The sequence below is a fragment of the Plantibacter sp. CFBP 13570 genome, from assembly GCF_014841395.1.
Classification (GTDB): Bacteria; Actinomycetota; Actinomycetes; order Actinomycetales; family Microbacteriaceae; genus Plantibacter; species Plantibacter auratus.
Map to the genome: position 1 here is coordinate 27,264 of NZ_JACYTW010000016.1, position 19,950 is coordinate 47,213.

17 protein-coding genes are annotated in these 19,950 nt (G+C 71.2%); 6 read left to right on the top strand and 11 right to left on the bottom strand.

Annotated elements, in window-relative coordinates:
• Positions 1–4: 4 nt before the first annotated feature.
• From IFT89_RS07790 to IFT89_RS07800, 3 genes are read left to right on the top strand one after another with little or no spacing between them, the layout of a single operon-like run.
• Positions 5–1,075, top strand: a complete 1,071-nt coding sequence (locus tag IFT89_RS07790; RefSeq protein ID WP_079704968.1) for an iron chelate uptake ABC transporter family permease subunit — start codon at positions 5–7, stop codon at positions 1,073–1,075.
• Positions 1,072–2,115, top strand: coding sequence for a FecCD family ABC transporter permease (locus IFT89_RS07795; RefSeq protein ID WP_202938668.1), 1,044 nt, complete (start codon positions 1,072–1,074; stop codon positions 2,113–2,115). Before IFT89_RS07790 ends, IFT89_RS07795 begins: the two co-directional genes overlap by 4 nt.
• 1 nt (position 2,116) lies before the next feature.
• Positions 2,117–2,920, top strand: coding sequence for an ABC transporter ATP-binding protein (locus tag IFT89_RS07800; protein WP_202938669.1), 804 nt, complete (start codon positions 2,117–2,119; stop codon positions 2,918–2,920).
• A gap of 127 nt (positions 2,921–3,047) precedes the next feature.
• Here the strand turns inward: IFT89_RS07800 and IFT89_RS07805 are convergent, their stop codons facing one another.
• Positions 3,048–3,647 (bottom strand): hypothetical protein, encoded by a 600-nt coding sequence (locus IFT89_RS07805; RefSeq protein WP_202938670.1) that lies wholly within the window; start codon positions 3,645–3,647, stop codon positions 3,048–3,050.
• A gap of 251 nt (positions 3,648–3,898) precedes the next feature.
• Positions 3,899–4,306, bottom strand: coding sequence for a hypothetical protein (locus tag IFT89_RS07810; protein WP_159877537.1), 408 nt, complete (start codon positions 4,304–4,306; stop codon positions 3,899–3,901).
• A 440-nt stretch (positions 4,307–4,746) separates the two neighbouring features.
• Here IFT89_RS07810 and IFT89_RS07815 point away from each other — a divergent pair, with 440 nt between their 5' ends.
• Positions 4,747–5,748, top strand: a complete 1,002-nt coding sequence (locus IFT89_RS07815) for an ABC transporter substrate-binding protein (protein ID WP_236555357.1) — start codon at positions 4,747–4,749, stop codon at positions 5,746–5,748.
• 112 nt (positions 5,749–5,860) lie between these two features.
• On the opposite strand, the gene IFT89_RS07820 is transcribed toward IFT89_RS07815, so the two are convergent.
• Positions 5,861–7,603, bottom strand: coding sequence for a hypothetical protein (locus IFT89_RS07820; protein ID WP_202938671.1), 1,743 nt, complete (start codon positions 7,601–7,603; stop codon positions 5,861–5,863).
• The gene (locus IFT89_RS07825) at positions 7,600–8,268 is read right to left on the bottom strand and encodes an ABC transporter ATP-binding protein (RefSeq protein WP_244650653.1); all 669 of its coding nucleotides are present in this window, start codon (positions 8,266–8,268) and stop codon (positions 7,600–7,602) included. The genes IFT89_RS07820 and IFT89_RS07825 overlap by 4 nt, the downstream gene beginning before the upstream one ends.
• A gap of 106 nt (positions 8,269–8,374) precedes the next feature.
• On the opposite strand from IFT89_RS07825, the gene IFT89_RS07830 reads away from it, so the two are divergent.
• On the top strand, positions 8,375–10,633 hold the full coding sequence (locus IFT89_RS07830) for a beta-glucosidase family protein (RefSeq protein WP_202938672.1): 2,259 nt from the start codon (positions 8,375–8,377) through the stop codon (positions 10,631–10,633).
• Between the two features lie 10 nt (positions 10,634–10,643).
• Here the strand turns inward: IFT89_RS07830 and IFT89_RS07835 are convergent, their stop codons facing one another.
• Genes IFT89_RS07835 through IFT89_RS07860 form a run of 6 tightly spaced genes read right to left on the bottom strand, consistent with a single transcriptional unit; the run spans position 10,644 to position 17,084 of the window.
• Positions 10,644–12,107 (bottom strand): MGDG synthase family glycosyltransferase, encoded by a 1,464-nt coding sequence (locus IFT89_RS07835; protein WP_202938673.1) that lies wholly within the window; start codon positions 12,105–12,107, stop codon positions 10,644–10,646.
• Positions 12,108–12,116: 9 nt separating this feature from the next.
• Complete coding sequence (locus IFT89_RS07840; protein ID WP_137242401.1) at positions 12,117–13,322, bottom strand: glycosyltransferase; 1,206 nt, start codon at positions 13,320–13,322, stop codon at positions 12,117–12,119.
• Between the two features lie 52 nt (positions 13,323–13,374).
• Complete coding sequence (locus IFT89_RS07845; RefSeq protein ID WP_192004454.1) at positions 13,375–13,944, bottom strand: DUF2017 family protein; 570 nt, start codon at positions 13,942–13,944, stop codon at positions 13,375–13,377.
• Positions 13,941–14,225: an ATP-dependent Clp protease adapter ClpS gene (gene clpS, locus IFT89_RS07850; RefSeq protein ID WP_056009029.1), complete on the bottom strand. Its 285-nt coding sequence runs from the start codon at positions 14,223–14,225 to the stop codon at positions 13,941–13,943. Before clpS ends, IFT89_RS07845 begins: the two co-directional genes overlap by 4 nt.
• Before the next feature lie 52 nt (positions 14,226–14,277).
• Positions 14,278–16,110 carry a sensor histidine kinase gene (locus tag IFT89_RS20750; RefSeq protein WP_202938674.1) on the bottom strand — a complete coding sequence of 611 codons (1,833 nt, stop codon included), beginning with the start codon at positions 16,108–16,110 and terminating at the stop codon, positions 14,278–14,280.
• Positions 16,111–16,166: 56 nt separating this feature from the next.
• Positions 16,167–17,084 (bottom strand): DUF817 domain-containing protein, encoded by a 918-nt coding sequence (locus IFT89_RS07860; protein ID WP_202938675.1) that lies wholly within the window; start codon positions 17,082–17,084, stop codon positions 16,167–16,169.
• A gap of 91 nt (positions 17,085–17,175) precedes the next feature.
• Here IFT89_RS07860 and IFT89_RS07865 point away from each other — a divergent pair, with 91 nt between their 5' ends.
• The gene (locus IFT89_RS07865) at positions 17,176–18,648 is read left to right on the top strand and encodes a hypothetical protein (protein WP_202938676.1); all 1,473 of its coding nucleotides are present in this window, start codon (positions 17,176–17,178) and stop codon (positions 18,646–18,648) included.
• Positions 18,649–18,738: 90 nt separating this feature from the next.
• Here the strand turns inward: IFT89_RS07865 and IFT89_RS07870 are convergent, their stop codons facing one another.
• Positions 18,739–19,938 (bottom strand): class I SAM-dependent methyltransferase, encoded by a 1,200-nt coding sequence (locus tag IFT89_RS07870; RefSeq protein WP_202938677.1) that lies wholly within the window; start codon positions 19,936–19,938, stop codon positions 18,739–18,741.
• Positions 19,939–19,950: the final 12 nt, after the last annotated feature.

Sequence of the window (19,950 nt, forward strand, 5' to 3'; positions counted from 1 at the left end):
GCCGGTGAGCGCCGACCTCGACAGCCTGCGGCTCCCGACCGCGGCCGCCCGCGCACGAGAGGCGTCGACCGGCATCGCCCGATCGACCGCCTCGCGGTGGCTCCTGCTCGTCGCCGCGCTCGTCGTGCTCGCCGCCATCGCCGCGGGCAGCCTCTTCATCGGCTCGGGGACGATCAGTGCCGCCGAGGTCTGGCGGGCGCTGTCACAGGGCGGCGACGACACCAACGCGATCCTCGTCACCGGGTTCCGGGTGCCGCGCATGCTCCTGGCCATCGGCGTCGGTGCGGCGCTCGGCCTCGCCGGAGCGATGATGCAGGCCGTCACGCGGAACCCGCTCGCCGACCCCGGCATCCTCGGCGTCAACGCCGGGGCGTACATCGCGGTCGTGCTCGCCGTCGCCATCGCCGGCACCGCCGACCTGAGCTCCTACGTGTGGTGGTCCTTCGCCGGCGCTGGCCTTGCTTCCGTCATCGTGTACGTGATCGGCTCCCGGGGCCGTGCCGGGGCGACCCCGGTCCGCCTCGTGCTCGCCGGCGTCGCGCTCTCCGCCGCGCTCCAGGGGGTGACCTTCGCCATCACGATCCGCAACCCCGACATCTTCGACAAGATCCGCTTCTGGCAGGCCGGCTCGCTGCAGAACCGCCAGATGGACGTGTTCCTCGGGGTGCTGCCGTTCCTCATCGTCGGGGTCGTCCTCGCCCTCGTCGTCTCCCGGTCGCTCAACGCCGTCGCCCTCGGAGACGATCTCGCGACCTCGCTCGGCACGAAGGTGCTCCGGACGCGGGTGCTCTCGGTCGTCGCGATCACCCTGTTGTGCGGTTCGGCCACCGCGGCGGCCGGACCGATCGCCTTCCTCGGACTCATGTCACCCTACCTCGCCCGCGCCATCGTCGGACCGGACCAGCGCTGGGTGCTCCCGTTCACGATGGTGTTCGCGCCGATCATCTTCCTGCTGTCCGACCTCGTCGGGCGGGTGGCCGTCCCCGGCGAGATGCCGGTCGGGATCGTCACAGCGTTCGTGGGTGCCCCGCTCCTCATCGTGCTCATCCGCCGTTCGAAGGCGCAGGGGCTGTGACCGCGGTCGCCGAACCGGGTCGGCGCACCGCGCGGATCGGTCGGGTCAGCTGGGTGATCCACCGGCGTGAGCTGATCGTCGTCGGCGCCCTGGTCGCCGTCATCGTGGGGGTCAGCGCCTTCGCGCTCACCCAGGGCGAGTACCGCATCCCGCTCGACAAACTGCTCGCCGCGGTCACCGGTTCCGGCTCGGAGAGCGTCCTGCGCATCGTCTTGGAGTGGCGTCTACCGCGAGTGGTGATCGCCGTGGTCGGCGGGATCGCGCTCGGGCTCTCCGGCGCGATCTTCCAGTCCATCACCCGGAACCCACTCGGCAGTCCCGACATCATCGGGTTCAACTCCGGTGCGTTCACCGGCGCGCTCATCGTCACCCTCGTCGTCGGCGGGAACTATGCGGCGATGGTCTCCGGGGCGTTGATCGGCGGGCTCGCGACGGCCCTCGTCGTCTACCTCCTCGCGTGGTCTCGGGGCGTCCAAGGGTTCCGCCTCATCGTGATCGGCATCGCGATCAGCGCCGTCCTCAACGCGTTCAACGACTACCTGCAACTGCGGGCGGACCTCAATGCCGCCATCGCCGCTGCCAGCTGGGGGATGGGTTCGCTCGCCGACCTCGGGTGGCAGGACGTCGTGCCCGTGACGATCGCGGTCGCGGTCCTCGTCCCCCTCCTCGCGCTCATGTCCCGCCGACTCGGCATGCTGGAGTTCGGCGACGACATCGCGAGCGCCCTCGGCATCCCGGTCGAGCGCACGCGGCTGCTGCTGCTCGTGATCGGCGTCGCCCTCACCGCGACCGTCACCGCGGTCGCCGGCCCGATCGTCTTCGTCGCCCTCGCCGCACCCCAACTCGCCCGTCGGCTGACGAAGTCCGCCGGCATCACCCTCGTCCCCTCGGCCGCCATGGGTGCGGCGTTGCTCCTCGTGAGCGACGTCGTGGCCCAGCGGATCATCGCCCCGGCCGCCCTGCCGGTCGGTGCGGTGACCGTGACCCTCGGTGGCATCTACCTCATCGCCCTGCTCATCACGCAGGCGGGAAAGCGCTGACATGAAGACCGACACCCCCACCACGAGACTCGCCGGAACCGGCCTCCGCGTCGGCTACGACCAGCGGACGATCATCCACGAGCTGGACATCGCGATCCCCGACGACTCGTTCACGGTCATCGTCGGCCCGAACGCCTGCGGCAAGTCGACGCTCCTGCGTGCCCTCGCCCGGCTGCTGAAGCCGACCCAGGGACACGTCGTGCTCGACGGTCAGGAGATCACGCGCTACCCGTCGAAGGAGGTCGCGAAGCGCATCGGGCTGCTGCCGCAGACGTCGATCGCGCCCGACGGCATCTCGGTGATCGACCTCGTGTCGCGTGGCCGATACCCGCACCAGTCGATCCTCCGACGCTGGTCGGCGGCCGATGAGGCGGCGGTGCTCGCGGCGATGGAGGCGACGAACGTCACCGAGCTGTCCGGTCGCCTCGTCGACGAACTGTCCGGCGGCCAGCGCCAGCGCGTGTGGGTGGCGATGGCCCTCGCTCAGGAGACGCCGTTGCTGCTGCTCGACGAGCCGACGACCTTCCTCGACATCACGCATCAGGTGGAGCTGCTCGACCTCTTCACCCGGCTGAACCAGGAGGGTGGCCGCACCCTCGTCGCGGTCCTGCACGACCTCAACCAGGCGGCGCGGTACGCGACGCACCTGATCGCGATGCGCGACGGTCACGTGGTCGCGCAGGGTGCGCCGGCGGACATCGTGACGGCCGAGCTCGTCGAGGAGGTCTTCGGGCTCCGCTGCCGGATCATCGACGACCCCGAGTCGCACACGCCGTTGGTCATCCCACTGATGGGCGCGCACTGACCCGTGGTGCTGGCCGGTGTCAGCGCGGTGCGCTGCCGTGGGCGCGCCCCGCTGACGTGAGCGCGGGTCTCCGGAGGGGTGCGCTCACGCCGGTGGGGCGCGCTCACCAGGTGGACGCGTCCCGGTGTCAGCAGCCGATGGCTGGTTTGCCGGGTCGGCAGGGTTTGTCGACGCCGACGGTCGAGTTGCGGACGATCTGGACCGTGTGGGGTTCTTCGGTCGGGATCGAGAGGGTTCCGACGACGGGAAGCCACCCGCTGTCGCCGATGCGGTATTCGGCGGCGTACTCGACCTCGGCGGTGATGGTCTTGGTCCCGACCGTCGTGTAGCGGTGGCTGGTCGGGGTCTTGGAGAACTCCGCGAGTCCGAGGGCAGCCCATGAGGATCCGCCGGTCCGGGTGGTGGTCGTGTCGCCGTCGCCGTAGTCGAAGGTGAATCCGACGGGGATGAAGTTCACCTCCGCGACCTGGCCGAGGAGGGTGCCGGTGCGGGTGTGTCCGGAAGCAGCTGCGATGACGTTGGTGTGGAGCCCGCGGACGCCCCAGGCGGCGGGTTCGGTGGTGACGGTGGGTGCGGCGGGGGCGAAGCTGGCGACGTCGCGGATCGTGACGGGGGCCGACGGTGCTGCTCCGAGGTCGGTGCCGAGATCGCCGGGAGTGAAGGTGTAGCACTCGTCCGGCCGCATGAGGCTGCAGACCGTCCGCTCACCGTTGGGCCCGTCGGTCACCCCGGGAGGAAGCTCGGCCGAGCCGCCTCCTTCGTCGTCGCCTCCGCCCGTTCCGCCGCCGGAACCAACGCCAGTGCCCGGGCGTTCGACGCTGCCACCGATGTCGACCGAACCGTTACCGATGCAAGCGCCGATGGAGTGGTCCAAGTCCGAGCACTGCGCAGCTACCGCCGCAGTCCCAGGGCCGAGTGCGAGGATGAGACCAAGGACCAGCGCCCAGGCGGTAGGCACCGTCGGACGGTGAGATTCGTTCAGTCGCATTGGTCCTTCTCCTTCTCCTTGGAATTCACGAAGAGCGATCGATCTGCTTCTCGGTACGCGATGTCGACTGACCAGAGCGACTGGGTCGCACGATCGGCTGAAACAACAGACGCCCCGGCGCTATCGAGTACCTGGACACTCGAGATATCGACACAGACGTCTGCACGAGCGACGATCTGGAGGGAGTCCGGGTGGGGCAGCCAGAGGTCGAGGACGACGGATTGGATCGACGGCGTACCGGTGACGGCGTACCCCAGCTCTGCCGATCGGCGATACCCGTCGATCTCCACCTGAGCGACGTCGTCTGATGCCAGCGTCGAGATCCGTTCCGGGTTCGCTCCGCCTTCGGCAAGGATCTGGAACGAGAGCTCCTGGAAACGCTGATACGTATCGGTCACGGCCGCCAGCGCCTGTTCCTCGTTCTCGAAGACCGGCGGCGAACTCTTCGGAGGCGGCGCGGGTTCAGGTCCCGTGCACGCGGTGAGGGCGAGCAGTCCCGCCGTGAGAACGATCGTAGAGACAGAGCGAGAGCGCGAGGTCCGTGGCATCCCTCGACGCTAAGCGCGCCCAGACTCCCGCCCGGGGTTATCCACAGAGCAGATATGCCTACACCGACATATGCCGCACAACTGGCCCGCGTGCCAGCGCGATGCGCTGACGCGAGCGCACCTCAGGGGACGTGAGCGCGGGTCTCCGGAGGGGTGCGCTCACGTCAGTGACCCGCGCTCACGTCAGCGCACCGCGCTGGCCGAAGCACAAGCGTTACCGGGACGTGACTTGGGAAGCTTAGGCTTACCTCATACCCCACGTCTTCAACGGAAAGCAGAACATGCGCCGCATGACCCGCACCCTCACCGCCGTCGCCGCCCTCGCGGTCGCAGGCCTCGCCCTCGCCGGCTGCACCGCCGGGTCCTCCACCGACGACGCCTCCACCGGCACGCTCGGCACCGTCGACACGATGTTCGGCGAGGTGACCGTCCCGGAGCCCGCCGGCGACCTCACCGTCGTCGCCCTCGGCTGGTCCGACGCGGAGATGGCGCTCTCCCTCGGCGTCGTGCCCGTCGGTGTCTACGACTGGCAGTCCTTCGGCGCCGACAACAAGGCCGTCGGCCCATGGGCCACCGACCTGTTCGGCGACGTCACCCCCGAGATCATCGAGGACAGCGGCGACACGGTCAACTACGAGCAGATCCAGGCGCTCGAACCCGACCTCATCCTCAACACCCGGTCCGCCGGCGACGAGAAGCAGTACGAGCGGCTCTCGGAGATCGCCCCGACCGTCTTCGCACCCAAGGGGACCGCCGCGTTCGCGACCCCGTGGGACGTCCAGCTCGAGCAGGTCGCCGCCGCGCTCGGCAAGACCCAGGAGGGCGACGCACTCGTCTCCGCCACGAAGCAGTCGATCAACGAGGCCGCCGACCTCCACCAGGAGTTCGCCGGGCTCACCACCGTCGCCGCGACGAAGTTCGGCGACGCCTACGGCGCTTACCTCGAGGGCGACGGTCGCTTCGACATCCTCGCCGACCTCGGCTTCCAGCAGAACCCGGCCGTCCTCGACCTCGAGGCCTCCGGTTTCTACGCGGCGGTCTCCGCCGAGCAGGTGTCCGCGTTCGACGCCGACGTCGCCGTCCTCCTCCCGATCGGGTTCAGCGCAGCGGACACCACCGCCGACCCGCTGCTCGCGAGCCTCCCCGTGGTGCAGGACGGTCGCGCGATCGTCCTCGACCCCGCCGACGAGCTCACGCAGGCCTACAGCGCGGCGTCCGTGCTCAGCATCCCCGTCGTTCTCGAGCAGCTCGTCCCGAAGCTCGCCGAGGCCGCCGCCAAGGTCGCGAAGTAGGGTCCAGCCCACCAGCACCACAGCAGGAGATCCGCGCGAGAGCCGGACGGAATCGCGTCTTCCGTCCGGCTCTCGCGCTGTTCTCCGGCTCTCACGCTGAGCGCCCCGACGCTCAGGCCGGCCGGGACAGCTTCCGCAACCGCGCGAACCCCAACGCCGCGACGATCACGAGCACCCCCACCAGCAGCACGACGGCCGCACCCGGCGCCACCGGCGCCAGCGCGGTCAACCCACCACCGACGAGGAGCGCCAGCAGGATGGCGTCCGACTGCCAGAGCAGGACGTTCAGCGAGGATGCGTCGCCGAACGGCGTCGGGACGGGCATGAGCAGCAGGATCGGCAGTGGTCCCTTCGCGGCGTCGAACGTCCGGAGCACGACGATCCACACCGCGAGCAGCGGCCACCACCCGAGCGGCTGGAGGAGCTCCATCCCGCCCGGTGCCGCGGAGGCGAGCACCCCGAGCAAGGCACCGATCCCTCCGATCACGACCGCGGCCAGCAGCGGGGCGACGGCTCCGGCGAGCACGAGCGAGCGGGGGCTCCGACCGTAGAGCGTGGGCGTCCCCGCGCTCTCGACCCCGTGCCGAACGGCGTCGCACCAGACACCCACCGCGAGGTAGGCGAGGAACGCCGCGGGGACGGCGAGCATCCACCGCACACCGTCCGGGAGCCCGAAGGACAGACCGACCGCCGCACCGGACGCCGCAAGGATGAGCGAACCGAGGGCGACCCGCGCTGGCGTCCGCCGTGCTCCGACGATCGACCGCCGGAGGACGACGAGCCAGAACGGCCCGGTCATCCGCAGCGGGACACGGCGACCGCTCGTCGGGGAGGCTCGCAGCCCGCCGACGGCACCCGAGGCATCGCCGCTTTGCAGCATCATCCCGACCCGCTGCCAGCGCAGCGCTTGGTCGAGGAGGGGTCCGCTCCGCAGCCCGTCCAGCGCCCTCGGGACGAGCAGGAGGGAGACAGCCCCGAGCACGACGAGCGCGACAGCCGGCCACCACGACACCGGCACCCCCACCGACGCGAACCAGCCACCGCCGCCACCCCAGGTGAAGAGCCCCGCCCAGTCCCCCGTCGCGAGCGCGCTGCCGAGCACCATGGCCTCGATGCCGCCAGCCACCGGCGACCAGAGGAGCCCCAGCCAGCCCCACGGCGAAACGAGCAGCATGCCGGGGACGAGGAGACCGAGCACTCCGCCCACACCGGCGACGATGACCACGGCGGCGACCGTCCGTCGCGAACCGTGTTGACCGAGCAGCCACGCCACCGCGAGGAGCAGCGAGAAGCCCACGGCACCGATCACGAACGCCACCACGGCGGCGGGCACGGTCGGTCCGGTCATGCCGATCACCGAGGCCGTGTCGGCGGCCACTCCGGCCGAGACGATCGCCCGCTCCTCCGGCACCAGGAGTCGCGACAAGCCGACCACCCCGGCCACGAGGACCGAGAGCCCCGCGAGTGCGAGCGCGGAGGCGACGAAGGGACGACGCAGCGTGAGTCGACGCGGCAGTGGCGAATCGGCGAGGAACTGCACCGCCGCGGGCCTCGGCACGACCGGTCCCCTCGTCCGACCACCGAGCACGACGACGATCGTCGCGATCGCCGAGAGCAGCGCGACCGCCCCGGGCCGGACGGCCGCCACGACGCCCGCGGCATCCGGCTCGATCAGTCCGAGGACCGCGAACCGCACGAGCGGAGCGCCCACGATGAGTGCGACGAGCAGCGCGGCGTAGACGACGAACGCGACGTCGGTGACCCGCGGACGCCCGTCGCGCGCGGCGAGCACCGCCCGGCCGGCGCGGAGGACCCGACGGTCGTCGCGCGAGATGTGCCCGGAGTCGGTGCTCACGGGGCTTCGACCGTGATCGCCTCGTCCGCGACCCGTTCGACGAGTCCGGCGTCGTGGCTCGCGAAGACGATGGCCGCACCGCGCTCCTTCGCGAGCAGGATGCGGTCGGCGACGAGACCACGTCGTTCGGCGTCCAGGCGCTGCTCCGGTTCGTCGAGCACGAGCACGTCGAAGGGCCGGACGAGCGCCGTCGCCAGGGCGAAGAGCTGCGACTGACCCGAGGACAGCTCGGTGGCGAAGCGGCGCGCGAGCGTGTGGATGCGCAGGGCCGCGAGCAGCTCGTCGGCGGCGTCGTCCGCCGCCTGGCCGGTCACTCCCCAGGTCGTCGAGATGTAGCGCAGGTGTTCGCGCAGCGTCAGGTCCGGCGCGTAGGCCGGGGTGCCGATGAGGGCTGAGACGGAGCGACGCACCGTGCGGTCGCGGTCGTCGATGGTCCGGCCGCCGATCGTCGCCGTCCCGCTCGACGGACGCAGCCGTCCGCTGAGGATCCGCAACAGGGTCGTCTTGCCCGATCCGTTCCGGCCCCGGACGGCGAGCGCCATCCCCGGCTCGACCCGGATGTCCGTGGGCGCCAGCAGGGTCTCCCCGTCGATCACCGCTCCGACGCCATCCGCCTCGATCAGCGGCTGCATCGCGGCAACCGACTCCCACTCGTGTCCCGACATCGTCCCATCCTCGCAGGCGTCCGCCGAGGTGTCCTCCACCTCGCGGCGGATCGCGCGGTCGGGCGTCGGGGCTCAGCACGTCGGTCGAGGGTGCAGAATGCAGAGCATGGGAATCGTCACCGGGCGTCGGAACGCGCGTCCGCCGAAGCAGCGCCGCGCAGGCGGACCACCCGAGGGCGACGCCCACGACGAGGTCGTGCGGGAGATCCGCGCCGGACGCCTCGACGCCGACGCAGGCGCCGAACGACTGATCGAGCGGCTGACCGACGCGGAGCTCCTGGGGCTGCTCGACGGCGACTCCCCGCGCCGACTCCTCCCGCTGATCCCCGTGCTGCTCCACCGGCGTCCGTTCGTGGCCGGAGCCGTCCCACGGCTCGGGATCCCGGGGATCCGGTTCAGTGACGGCGCCCGCGGTGTCGTCATCGGCGAGTCGACCGCGTTCCCCGTGACGATGGCGCGGGCGGCCACCTGGGACCCGGTGCTCGAGGAGCAGGTGGGTGAGGCGATCGGTGCGGAGACGCGGATCCGCGGGGCGAACTACTCGGCGTCCGTCTGCGTCAATCTGCTCCGTCATCCCGCGTGGGGCCGCGCACAGGAGTGCTATGGCGAGGATCCGGTGCTGACGGGCCGGATGGGGTCGGCCATGACCCGCGGCGTCCGCGTCCACACGATGGCGTGCGTGAAGCACTTCGCGCTCAACTCCATGGAGGACGAGCGGTTCGAGGTCGACGTCTCGGTGGACGACCACGCACTGCACGAGGTCTACCTGCCGCACTTCAAAGCCGTGATCGACGCCGGCGCGGACTCCGTCATGAGCGCCTACAACCGGGTGCGGGGCGAGTACATGGACGTCAACCGTCCGCTGCTCACCGAGGTGCTGCGGGAGGAGTGGGGCTTCACGGGCTTCGTGACGAGCGACTGGGTCTTCGGGACCCATGACGCGGTCGGCAGCCTGGAAGCCGGGATGGACGTGGAGATGCCGCTCCGCCTGCGACGGGCACACGAGTTGCCCGCCGCCCTGCGGGCAGGCACCCTCCACCACGCCACCGTCCTGCGCTCGGCCCGGCGCATCCTGCGGACGACCCTCCTGCACGCCGCGACCCGCACCGAACCGCAACCCTCGGCGGACGTCGTCGCCGGCTCGGCCCACCGCGCGCTCGCCCGACACGTCGCCGAGGAGTCGATCGTGCTCCTCGCCAACCGCCCGGTCGACGACGGCGTACCGCTCCTGCCCCTGTCGGCGACGACCCGTCGGATCGCGGTGGTCGGCCGTCTCGCGGACCGGGCGAACCTCGGCGACCACGGCTCGTCGCGCGTCCGTCCGCCGACCACCGTCTCGCCGCTGCAAGGGCTCCGTGAGGCACTCCCCGACACGCAGATCACGACCACCCCGGCCGGGAACGTGCGGGCCGCGGTCGCTGCGGCGGTGGCAGCCGACACGGCCATCGTCGTCGTCGGCTTCGATCAGCACGACGAGGGCGAGTCGGTCGTCACCGGCGGCGTCGACGTCGGCGTCCTCGGGGCGGCCCTGGACTCGGGTCGACTCCGTAGCGCCATCACGGGCGTCGCGCACCTGGCGTCGCGGTTCGTGCGCGGCGGCGATCGCACTTCGCTCCATCTCCGGCCGTCGGACGAACGCCTCATCCTGGCCGTCGCCGCAGCCAACCCGCGAACGGTCGTCGTGCTCATCGGCGGGAGCGCGATCCTGACCGAGGCCTGGCGCGACCGGGTCCCGGCGCTCGTCCTCGCCTGGTACGGCGGGATGGAGGGTGGTCGAGCGCTCGCCGACGTCCTGACCGGTGTGATCGAGCCCGGCGGGCGACTGCCGTTCGTGATCCCGACCGATCCCGCACACCTGCCGCCCTTCGACCGCGAGGCGAAGGCCGTCGTGTACGACGACCGCTGGGGACAGCGGCGGTTGGACGAGGAGGGTCACACGCCGGCTTTCCCGTTCGGCTTCGGCCTCGGGTACACGACGATCGACCACCGCCTGCTCGGGCACCGGTTCGACGACACCGGTGGGACCGCCGAGGTCTTTGTGACGAACACCGGTCACCGCGAGGGGTCGACCGTCGTCCAGCTCTACGCCGCCGACACCGCACTCGAGCGACCGGTCGCCCAGCTCCTCGGGTTCCGGAAGGTGACCCTGCAGGCGGGCGAGGAACGCGTCGTCCGGGTCGTCCTCGATCCGACACCGACGCTCGAACGCGACCCGGTCACCCGCCACTGGTCACCCCGCACCGGCGACTGGGCACTGCAGGCCGCCCAGCACAGCCCGTCGACCTGGGCGGACGCGACCCCGCTGCGGAACGGTGACAGCGACCTCGACGACGACCCCGCCCGACTGCCGGACACAGCCGGCTGACCCGACCCGATCAGCTCGGGCCGGCCGACTCGAGGTCGGCGAGACCCTCGACCCGCACGGCGAGCTCCTCATCCCGTCCGAGGACGGCGCGGAGGAGGCGCTGCGAGTCACGCCGGACGGAGAGCACCGCGTCGTCGCGTCGCAGCACGAGGGTGCCGTCCGGCCCGGTGTAGCGCTGCTGCAGGTCGTCCAGCTCACCGGCCCGGAGCAGCGCGACCGTGCTGGACGCCGCCGGGTCGACGAGACGCACGAGGGCCGACTCGCCCTCGAGCTCGCTCGCGACCACCCGCCGGGCGCTCGCGTCGAAGATCGTCTTCTGCGCCGCCCGGGTCACGACGAACGGTCGTGCCGGACCGTCGAGCAGCCGGTCGACGACGTCGCGGGCCGCGTCGGGGCGACCGACCCGTCGGGCCGCGGCCTGCATCCGCGCCAGACGACCCGGCTCGCCGAGGATTCCGTCGATCTTCCACCCGATCGTCGTCGCGGTGTTGCACCGGACGGCGGCACCCTGCTCCATGAGGTAGTCGCCGTTGCGGACCTCCTGCCCGGGGATGGGGTTCACGAGGACCATCGGCAGACCGGCGGCCATGCACTCCGACGCCGACAGTCCTCCGGGCTTGCCGATGAACAGGTCGGCTCGGCGCAGGAGCCGCGGCATCTCGTCGGTGAAGCCGAGCACGGTGTAGCGGTCGTCGCCGGGCGCGATGAGGTCCTCGACGCTCCGCCGCAGTGCCTCGTTCCGCCCGCACACGATCGTCGCGGTGAACGGCGACCGCAGGTGCAGCGTCTGTCGGACGACCGCGAGCGCGTAGTCACCGCCGGACGCACCGGCCGAGATGAGCAACATGGGCGGTGCTGCCGGGTCGCGCTCGGCCGGGGTGCTCGGCTGGGCGGCGATGGGGATCCCCGAAGCCACGACGCGGTCGGGCGGGAGACCGAGGGCCGTCAGCTGGACCCGCCCCTCCTCCCGGGCGAGGAAGAGCGCGTGGAAGGCGCTCGTCAACCACAGCCCCTGGAAGTCGTAGTCCGTGGTGACGATCGCGGTCCTGGCGTCGACGGCGCCGCGGAGGATGAGGGAGGCCAGCAACTGGGCCGGGAGGAAATGGGTGCAGATGATCGCCGTGGGTCTGAAGCGTTTGATCGCGCTGACCACCGGCATCGCGTTCGCCCGCGTCCAGGGGTCGAGCGGGCCGCGACGACGGAACGGTGCGTCGCTGAGGTCGTAGCCCCACTCCACGAGCCAGGGCGTCTCCTCGACGAGCACGAAGTACCCCTTGCCGAGGACGTCGCGGTACAGGGAGGTGCTCGCCTGCAGGACGTCCAGCACCTCGACCTCGGTGACGTCGGGACGCCCGGCACACGCCTGTTCCACGGCGGCGGCGGCGCTGTTGTGTCCGGACCCGACCCCGGCCGACAGGATCAGGACGCGTTCGCCGCCATCCGGTCCGGGCTGCTGCTTCGATGTCCTGCGCATGAGCCGATGCTAGCGCGCGGCCTCCGGCGCCAGGGCTGCCTCGTACAGGCTGATGAGGCGGGTGGTCTGCGTCGACTGGCGCAGGGTGCGGGCGAGGCCCGGTGCGACGACGGGCGCGGTACCCGCCTCGATGTCGGCGACGGCGCGGCGGATCGCTTCGGCGAGCGCCTCGACCCCACCGTCCGTCGGCTGCCACATCGAGTCGGCCGGGAGCTCCGCCGCGATGTTCGGGTCGCTGATGATCGACGGTGTGCCGAGTGCGGCCGCCTCGAACACGGTCATGCCCTGCGTCTCGAACCCGATCGACGTCTGCACGAGGGCGTCGGCGTCGGCGATGGCGCGCAGCGAGTCGGGGTACGAGACACGACCGGCGAAGACGACGTGGTCGGCGAGGTCGTGTTGTGCGACGAACGCCTGGGCCTTCGCGAGCAGGAGTCCGGCCCCGTACAGGCGGAACACCGCGTCGACGTCCGCGAGCCGGACCGCCTCGAGGAACTCCATGAGCCGCTTCTCCTGGCTGAAGCGGCCGATCCACACGAACGACGGCAGCCGGTGCGGCACGTGGAGCGTGGTCGCGCGTTCGTCGAGGATCTCGTCGAGCACCGCGTCGTCGACGCCCGTCGACAGGACCTCGGCGTGGGCGGTCACGCCCTGCTCACGGAGGACCCGCGCGAAGTGGTGCGACGGCGCGATGACGACGGCCGCACGCTTGGCGAACTCCTGCAGGTAGGACCAGACGCCGGTCGGCAGGGTCGAGAGCCGCGGCCGGAGGACCCGGCGCTGCCACCACGACAGGGCTCCGACGACGAGGCCCGGAGCCGGCATGGTCTGCTCGATGCCGACGTCCATGCGGTTGTGCATCGTGTGGAGGGCCGGGATCCCGTGCCGTTCGGCGTAGCGGTAGGCCGTGAGCGCCTGCCAGAAGTCGGCCTGCACGTGGACGACGTCGACCGGGGGCAGCTCGGCCAGGCGTGCGTCGAGCCAGCGGTCGGTGAGGCGGCCTGGCACGGTCATCGAGTACTCGCGGTCGAGCGTGATGGGGATCGAAGGGGTGTCGAGATAGTGCGGGTCGTCGTCGTGCTCCTGGTGCATCCGCGGCGAGCACACCGTGACGGTGTGTCCCGCGGCCTCCAGGAAGCGCCGCTGCAGCCGGATCGAGACCTGGGCCCCGCCGGACGACTCGGGGTGCTGGTCGCTGAAGACGAGGATGTGCATGGTCACCAAGGCTACCCGTGGCACCCGGGTCGCAGGTGTCCGGCGCCGCGACTCAGGCTTCGTCGAGGACGGCGACGATCGACTCCTGCAGGTACCCGAGCCAGGCGTAGATCGCCATCATGAGCTGGGGATCCTGCTCGTCGTCCGAGCTCGTCGGAGACGGGTCGAACGGCTCCGCGTCGTCCTCCTCGATGCCGAGTCGAGCCGCGATGGTGAGCCGGGTGTCGTTGAGGAACCGCAGCCAGGTCCAGGCCGTCTCGCCCTCGAGGGTCACGGCTGCACCGTCCTCGTGCCCGGCTGGGACGTCCGTCGGCTGAGCCGCGTCGGACGCGTCGGCGGTGAGCGCCGCCAGGACGGTCCGCGCCGCGGTCACCTTGCCGCCGACGAGGTCGTCGGCGGTGAAGCGTCGGAACTCCGCGGCGGCCTCGGGGTCGTCGCGGTACCCCTCCGGCACCAGTCGCGCCATGGCGGGGTCGAGCTCCACAGCGGTCGCCAGCCCGGCGCGCGTCGCGTCCTCGAGCATGTCGACGAGCTGGCTCGCCAACTGTTCGAGGATCGAGGTCTCCTGCTCGTCGAGACGGAGCACGACGGGTCCGACGGGCGGACGGACGAAGGCGCTCATGCGTCGGCCTTCGCGAGCGAGGCCCAGAGCCCGTACCCGTGCATGGCCTCGACGTGGCGCTCCATCTCCTCGCGGTTGCCGGTCGCGACGACCGCACGGCCCTCGTGGTGCACGGCGAGCATGAGTCGCTCCGCCTCCTCGTGGGTGTAGCCGAAGTAGCTGCGGAACACGAGTGAGACGTAGGACATGAGGTTCACCGGGTCGTTCCACACGATGGTGACCCACGGTTGCATGGTGAGGGTCGCCTCGTCGACGATCGGCTGGTCGAGGATCTGCGCCATCCTCCAAGCCTCCCACGATGCGTGCCGCAGCGCCTCCCTGCCGGGGTCCGACTCAGGAAGCGGACGGTGCGCCGGCGCGCGGCTGGCGGAGCGGCAGGGTCACGGTGAAGGTGGAGCCGCGGCCCGGGCGGCTGGACACGGTGATCCAGCCATGATGCGCCTCGGTGATGGACTTCACGATCGACAGCCCGAGGCCGACGCCGGGCCGCGCGTCGTCGCGGACCTCCCTGGCCCGGAAGAAGCGGTCGAAGAGCTGCCGCTGGGCGTCCGGTGAGATGCCGATGCCGGTGTCCGCGACGTTCACGGTGCAGGTCTCACCGTCCACTGCGACGGTCACGACGACGCGCCCACCTCGCGGGGTGTACTTCACCGCGTTCGACAGCAGGTTGTCGAGGACCTGGCGGAGCCGTCCACCGTCGCCCTCTAGCTCCACGTGCGGCGGGACCTCGGCTCGGACGACGACACCGGCCTCCGACGCCTGCGGCAGGATCGCTCCCACGCTCTGCCGGGCGATGTCGGCGACGTCGGTGAGGGCGATCCGCACCCGCATCTCGGCGTCGCCCGCCGCGAGCAGGTCGCCGATGATCGCGTACAACTGCTCCGCGTTGCGCTGGATCGTCGAGACCTCGCGCTCGAGCCCGAGCTGCCGCAGGTCATGTCCCTCGGTGAGGAGGTCGAGGTAGCCGATGATCGACGTCAACGGGGTGCGGAGTTCGTGGGACACGTCGATCAGGAACGCTTCCCGCAGCGCCACCGCGTTCGCGAGGTCGGTCACGTCGTGACCGACGGTGATGGTGCCGACGAACGTGCCGTCGTCGGTGTGCACCTGTCGCGCGTTCCCGATGATGGCGCGCTGGTCGCCCGGCTCCCCCACCCAGTACAGATCGCCGCGGAAGCTCTCTCCGCGCAGCGCCCGGTTGATGACCTGCTCGTCGGGCCGCAGCCGGGTCTTCCGGTCCGGTCCGTAGACGTGGACGCCGGCGCGGGTCTTGGGGTCGAACCCCGCCAGTCGGGCCTGCTCGTACGTGGCCTCATTCCGGAGCGCCACCGTGCCGTCGGGCCGGAAGAAGGCGACGGCGGCGTCGACGGATTCCGAAACCGTCGTCGCGACGGCCGCCGCTTCCGTCGCCGCGGCGAGCGCGATGCGCGCCCGTCCCTCGTGGGCGCGGAGCTGGCGCGCGGCCAGGTGCACGGTGACGGTCATGATGAGGACCAGGGCCGGCAGGATGCAGATCGCACCCCACCCGCCAGGCGTCGTCGGCCACGCTCCGGCGCGCGCGACCGGCACCAGGGAGACGAAGATCGCTCCGAACACCGGTACGGGCAGTGCCGAGACCCCGAACCCACCCGCGAGCCAGAGCACCGGGATCACGATGAGGAGACCCGACGTCGGCAGGTTCGGCAGGGTGTCGCGGAAGAACCCGACGGCGAGGATGTCGATGGTCGGAACGAGCACGAGCAGGCCACGGAGCTTGCCTGACGGCGGCACGGCGAAGAGCAGGGACGTGGCCGCAGCGGTCAGGGAGAGCCCGATGAGGAAGTCCGGCTCCAGCAGGGTCCAGGTCGACGTCAGGCCGATGTACAGCCCGAGCATCACGATCGAGGCGATGAACGCGAACTGCGCTCCGGCGAAGAGATGGTTGGCCCGCGGCAGGGGTGCGGCTGCCGCGGCCGGGACGGAGATGCCGACGGTCGGTGGTGCGGGCCGTGGAGCGGCGGCAGGTCGAGCCGGGGCTGGCCGGGCCGGGCCCGGCTGAACGGGACCCGACTGCGTGGAGGCTGGCCGAGCGCCGCCACGATCACGGAATCGTGGGTCCTGGGGCTGACGCTGGGCCATGGCTGCTCTCCGGAGGGGACGAGCGATCACCGGGATCGGGTCGCTCACTCCCGAACCCTACCCGGTGCGCGGACCGCCTTCAGCAACTGTTGACAGCAGGCGGCTCAGGTCGGGAGGCGATCGGGCCGCTTCGGCGGGTACACCCAGGTGACCATCACCACCGAGATCATCATGAGGAGGAACCACGACACCAGCTTGGTGAGCGGGACGAGCTGCCAGCCGTCCTCCTGATTCGGGTACAGCCAGGCGCCCGTGATCGTCCCGATGTTCTCGGCGATCCAGATGAAGCAGGCCACGAGCAGGAACGCCACCAGCACGGGCATGCGGTGCGTCCGACGGAACACGCGGAAGTGCATCATCGTCCGCGCGAACACGATGAGGACGGCGGCGAGCAGCACCCATCGCAGATCGACGACGTAGTGCTGGCTGAAGAAGTTGACGTAGATGCCGGCGGCGATGATCGTCGTGAGCCACACCCGTGGATAGCGGTCGAACCGGAGGTCGAAGAGCCGGTACACACGGACCATGTACGACCCGACGGCCGCGTACATGAACCCGGTGTACAACGGCACGGCACCGAGGTGCAGGACCCCGCCGCCGTCGTACTCCCACGATCCGACCCCGGTCTTGAACAGTTCCATGCCCGTCCCGACGACGTGGAACAGGACGATCACCCAGAGCTCGCGGCCCGTCTCGAGCCTGGTGACGATCATGACCACCTGGATGACGATGGCAGCGACGACGAGCGCGTCGTTCCGGGCGAGCCAGACGTCGTCCGGGTACCAGAGGCGGGCGGCGACGATGACCGCGAGCATCGCTGCGCCGAAGATGCACGCCCACGCCTGTTTCGCCCCGAAGACGAGGAACTCGACGGCCTTCGCCCGCGCACCGCCATCGGGGGCGTCGCGCAGGAGCCGGTTGGCCCGGTCGTCGATCCAGCGCTCGACCGCGGTGAGATCGTGCTGATCTCGGCGGCGCGAGCCGCGAGGTGCTCCGTCTGCAGGGGTGCACGGCTCGGACATCGGGCCAGCATACGGGCACACTCGGCGCCGCACCTGAGACGTCGGGAGCACCCCGACGCGGGCTGCGGCGTGCGGCTCCTAGGGTGGATCCATGCAGCAGAACCGCACGATCCGGACCGTCGCCACGGCGCTGTTCGCCGTGGCCGCCGTCCTCGGTCTCTCAGGCTGCGGCGACGTGAACGCGGCTTCCGCCGCCGGACAGGACTTCGAGCAGCTCCTGGACGGTGTCCCGGAGGTGGCCGATGTCGACACGACCGGGAGCAACACCCTGCCGTGGAGCGGAACGGCATCGGCGTCGGTGCTCCTGGACGACGACGTCACCGACGATCGACTGAGCGCGATCGTAGACCGCATCGGCGGATTCCTGAACGAGCAGGCGAAGCGGAGCGGCGGAGCGACGTGGGAGGGCGTCGACCTCACCGTCCGCGGGTTCACCCTGTCCGTCCTCGACCGACGAGCCGACAACGCGACCCAGCTGGAGCTGCTCGCCTCGCTCGAGGACGAGGGCGTGCCGGGCGGCGAGCTGCAGCTCGCCTCCGCTGGAACCGACGGTGCGCGTGCGTCCTCGCTCACCCTCGTGGCGCGTCCGGGCGAGGACTTCCTCGATGCCTACGACCTGGCCAGGGCGACCGCCGACGCGACACCCGCCTACGCCGCAGCGGTCGTCAGCGGCCGCAGCGACGACGGTGTCGACCCGGCCGAACCCGACGAGGACGATGCCGACGATGCGGCCCCCGGCTTCCCCAACTGGGACGGGGACGCGCGGTTCTCCATCTCCTCAGGCGTCGACGACGATGCGACGGTCAGCGGCGACCCCGGCACGACCCGCGCCGCCTACCTTGCCGTCGCCGAGCAGTTCGAGGTCATCGGCGCCGCGCTGACCCCGGACACGATCGACCTCCGCATCGCGAGCGTGGAGGACGTGGCCGCCGCGACCGCGGTGGCGACGGGTGCGGTTCCGGCGGATGTCGCAGTGGAGATCCAGGGCGGCATCGTCACCTGGGATGACGGCGTCCAGTCGGCGGACATGCTGCCGGTCGTCCAGGCTCTCGGCGCGGTGCCCGGCGTGACCGCGATCGCGGCGTCGAGTGACAGCGTCAGGCTCACCGTCGCGGACCCGGGCGCCGGGCGCACCGCCCTCGACGTCCTCGACGCCCTGCCGGAGGCATCGGTCGTCGAGTCGGTCGGCATCGACGGCCCCGTCGTGAGCGGTTCCCCTGGCACGTTCTCCGTGCGTGGCGCCCGCGAGGACGCGACCATGCTGTTCGCCCTGGTCGAGCAGTTGACCGCAATGGGCTCGCTGGCGTCCGCCGAGACCAGTGTCGGTCGCCTGCAGGTCGAATTCCACGCGGGCGACGACGCGACGCTCGGGACGGCCATCGGCCTGGTCAAGGCGGGTGTCGCTCCGGGGACGTGGACCAGCATCGGGGTCGACGGTGAGCCGGGGACCTGGTGGTTCGACGCCGCGAACACCATCACGATCGACGCCTCCGAGTACGCCGACGAGTCCCCTGAGGAGACCGCACTCCGCGAGCGCATCGAGCGCCTCTGGAACGCCGCCTGACGTCCACAACTCCTGCAACGCCCGTCCGGACGGTCGACGATGCCGGTGTTCGAGCGGCCCCTGCTCGCCGAGCGGTCCAAGCAGCAGGAGTTACGGACGCGGCTCGCCGGCGGCCCGGGGGCGCGAGACCGTCACCGTGAACTTCTGGTTGCGCGCGAACTGCGTCGTCGGACCGACGAGCCGTTCGAGGGCAGCCCGGTAGCCGAGGTGCGAGTTCCACACGACGGCGAGGGTGCCGCCCGGCTGCAGAACACGCGCGGCCTCGGTGAACAGGTCGTGCGCGACGCCCGTGTGGACGGTGGTCCCACTGTGGAAGGGAGGGTTCAGGACGATGAGGTCGGCTGACGCGTCCGGCTGCATCGACAGGCCGTCGTCGCGGAGCACCGTGATGCGGTCGACCAGCCGGCGGTCGGCGTCGTCGTTGGCCGCGATGGTCGCGGTGGTCGAGGCGACCGCTGCAGCGGACTGGTCGGTCGCGATGACCGCGAGCTCTGGCCGGGCGATGGCGAGCGACACCGCGAGGACGCCGGTGCCGCAGCCGAGGTCGATGGCCGTCCGGGCGTCGGGCGCGATCTCCGGCAGCGCCTCGAGCAGGAAGCGGGTGCCGATGTCGAGCTTCGTGCCGGCGAACGCCGCGCCGGCGGCGGCGATGGTCAGGCCGATGTCGGCATGGTGCTCGGTGCGCAGCGCGGTCGAGGCCATGGTGTCGGCCGCGTCACGCGCTCCCTCGACGGCGGCGGTCACCGGATCGCTCGCACGGAGCACTCGGGACTTCTGCCGGGCGAGGCTCGCGGTGACGGTCGCGAAGCTCCGACCGAGGACCTCGTTCATCGCGGGCGTGAGGTGCTTCACCCGGCCACCGGCCAGGAGACGGACGTCGACGGCGCCCCAGCGGGCCACGGCGGCGGCGATCTCATGCAGGGCTTCGAGGTGCTTCGGGAGTTGGAGGAGGACGAGTGATGCGCCCGTGAACAGCTCCTCGCCGAGCGGCAGGTTGCGGAAGCCGCCGTCGACGCCGAGCCGTTCGGCGTTGGCCGCGAGGGCGCGTTCACCGACGGCGGCGTCCTGGTGGACCCGGACGTCGGTCGCCCCCAGGAGCGCGATGGCGCCGAGGGTCAGCGCCCCGTAGGCGTCGCCGACCACGACGATCTCGCCGGGCGTCGGCACCCGCCCGGCGAGGGCAGCGGCCGCTTGGTCGAGCAGGAGCCGGTCGGTCGCGTCGACGGCGAAGAGGTTGGGTGCCTCGTGATCGGGGAACCGGCGCAGCGCGTCGAAGGAGAACTCGGGCATCCCCTCAGCGTA

Excerpts from the sequence above, each read along its gene's own strand:
- clpS (WP_056009029.1), bottom strand. The coding sequence starts at position 14,225 with ATGGCGCAGATCCTCGACCAGCCGATCGTCGACGAGGCGACCCTCACC.
- IFT89_RS07830 (WP_202938672.1), top strand. The coding sequence starts at position 8,375 with ATGGGAATCGTCACCGGGCGTCGGAACGCGCGTCCGCCGAAGCAGCGC.
- IFT89_RS07860 (WP_202938675.1), bottom strand. The coding sequence starts at position 17,084 with ATGTCCGAGCCGTGCACCCCTGCAGACGGAGCACCTCGCGGCTCGCGC.
- IFT89_RS07835 (WP_202938673.1), bottom strand. The coding sequence starts at position 12,107 with ATGCGCAGGACATCGAAGCAGCAGCCCGGACCGGATGGCGGCGAACGC.
- IFT89_RS07815 (WP_236555357.1), top strand. The coding sequence starts at position 4,747 with ATGACCCGCACCCTCACCGCCGTCGCCGCCCTCGCGGTCGCAGGCCTC.
- IFT89_RS07870 (WP_202938677.1), bottom strand. The coding sequence starts at position 19,938 with ATGCCCGAGTTCTCCTTCGACGCGCTGCGCCGGTTCCCCGATCACGAG.
- IFT89_RS07800 (WP_202938669.1), top strand. The coding sequence starts at position 2,117 with ATGAAGACCGACACCCCCACCACGAGACTCGCCGGAACCGGCCTCCGC.
- IFT89_RS07825 (WP_244650653.1), bottom strand. The coding sequence starts at position 8,268 with ATGTCGGGACACGAGTGGGAGTCGGTTGCCGCGATGCAGCCGCTGATC.
- IFT89_RS07865 (WP_202938676.1), top strand. The coding sequence starts at position 17,176 with ATGCAGCAGAACCGCACGATCCGGACCGTCGCCACGGCGCTGTTCGCC.
- IFT89_RS07840 (WP_137242401.1), bottom strand. The coding sequence starts at position 13,322 with ATGCACATCCTCGTCTTCAGCGACCAGCACCCCGAGTCGTCCGGCGGG.
- IFT89_RS07845 (WP_192004454.1), bottom strand. The coding sequence starts at position 13,944 with ATGAGCGCCTTCGTCCGTCCGCCCGTCGGACCCGTCGTGCTCCGTCTC.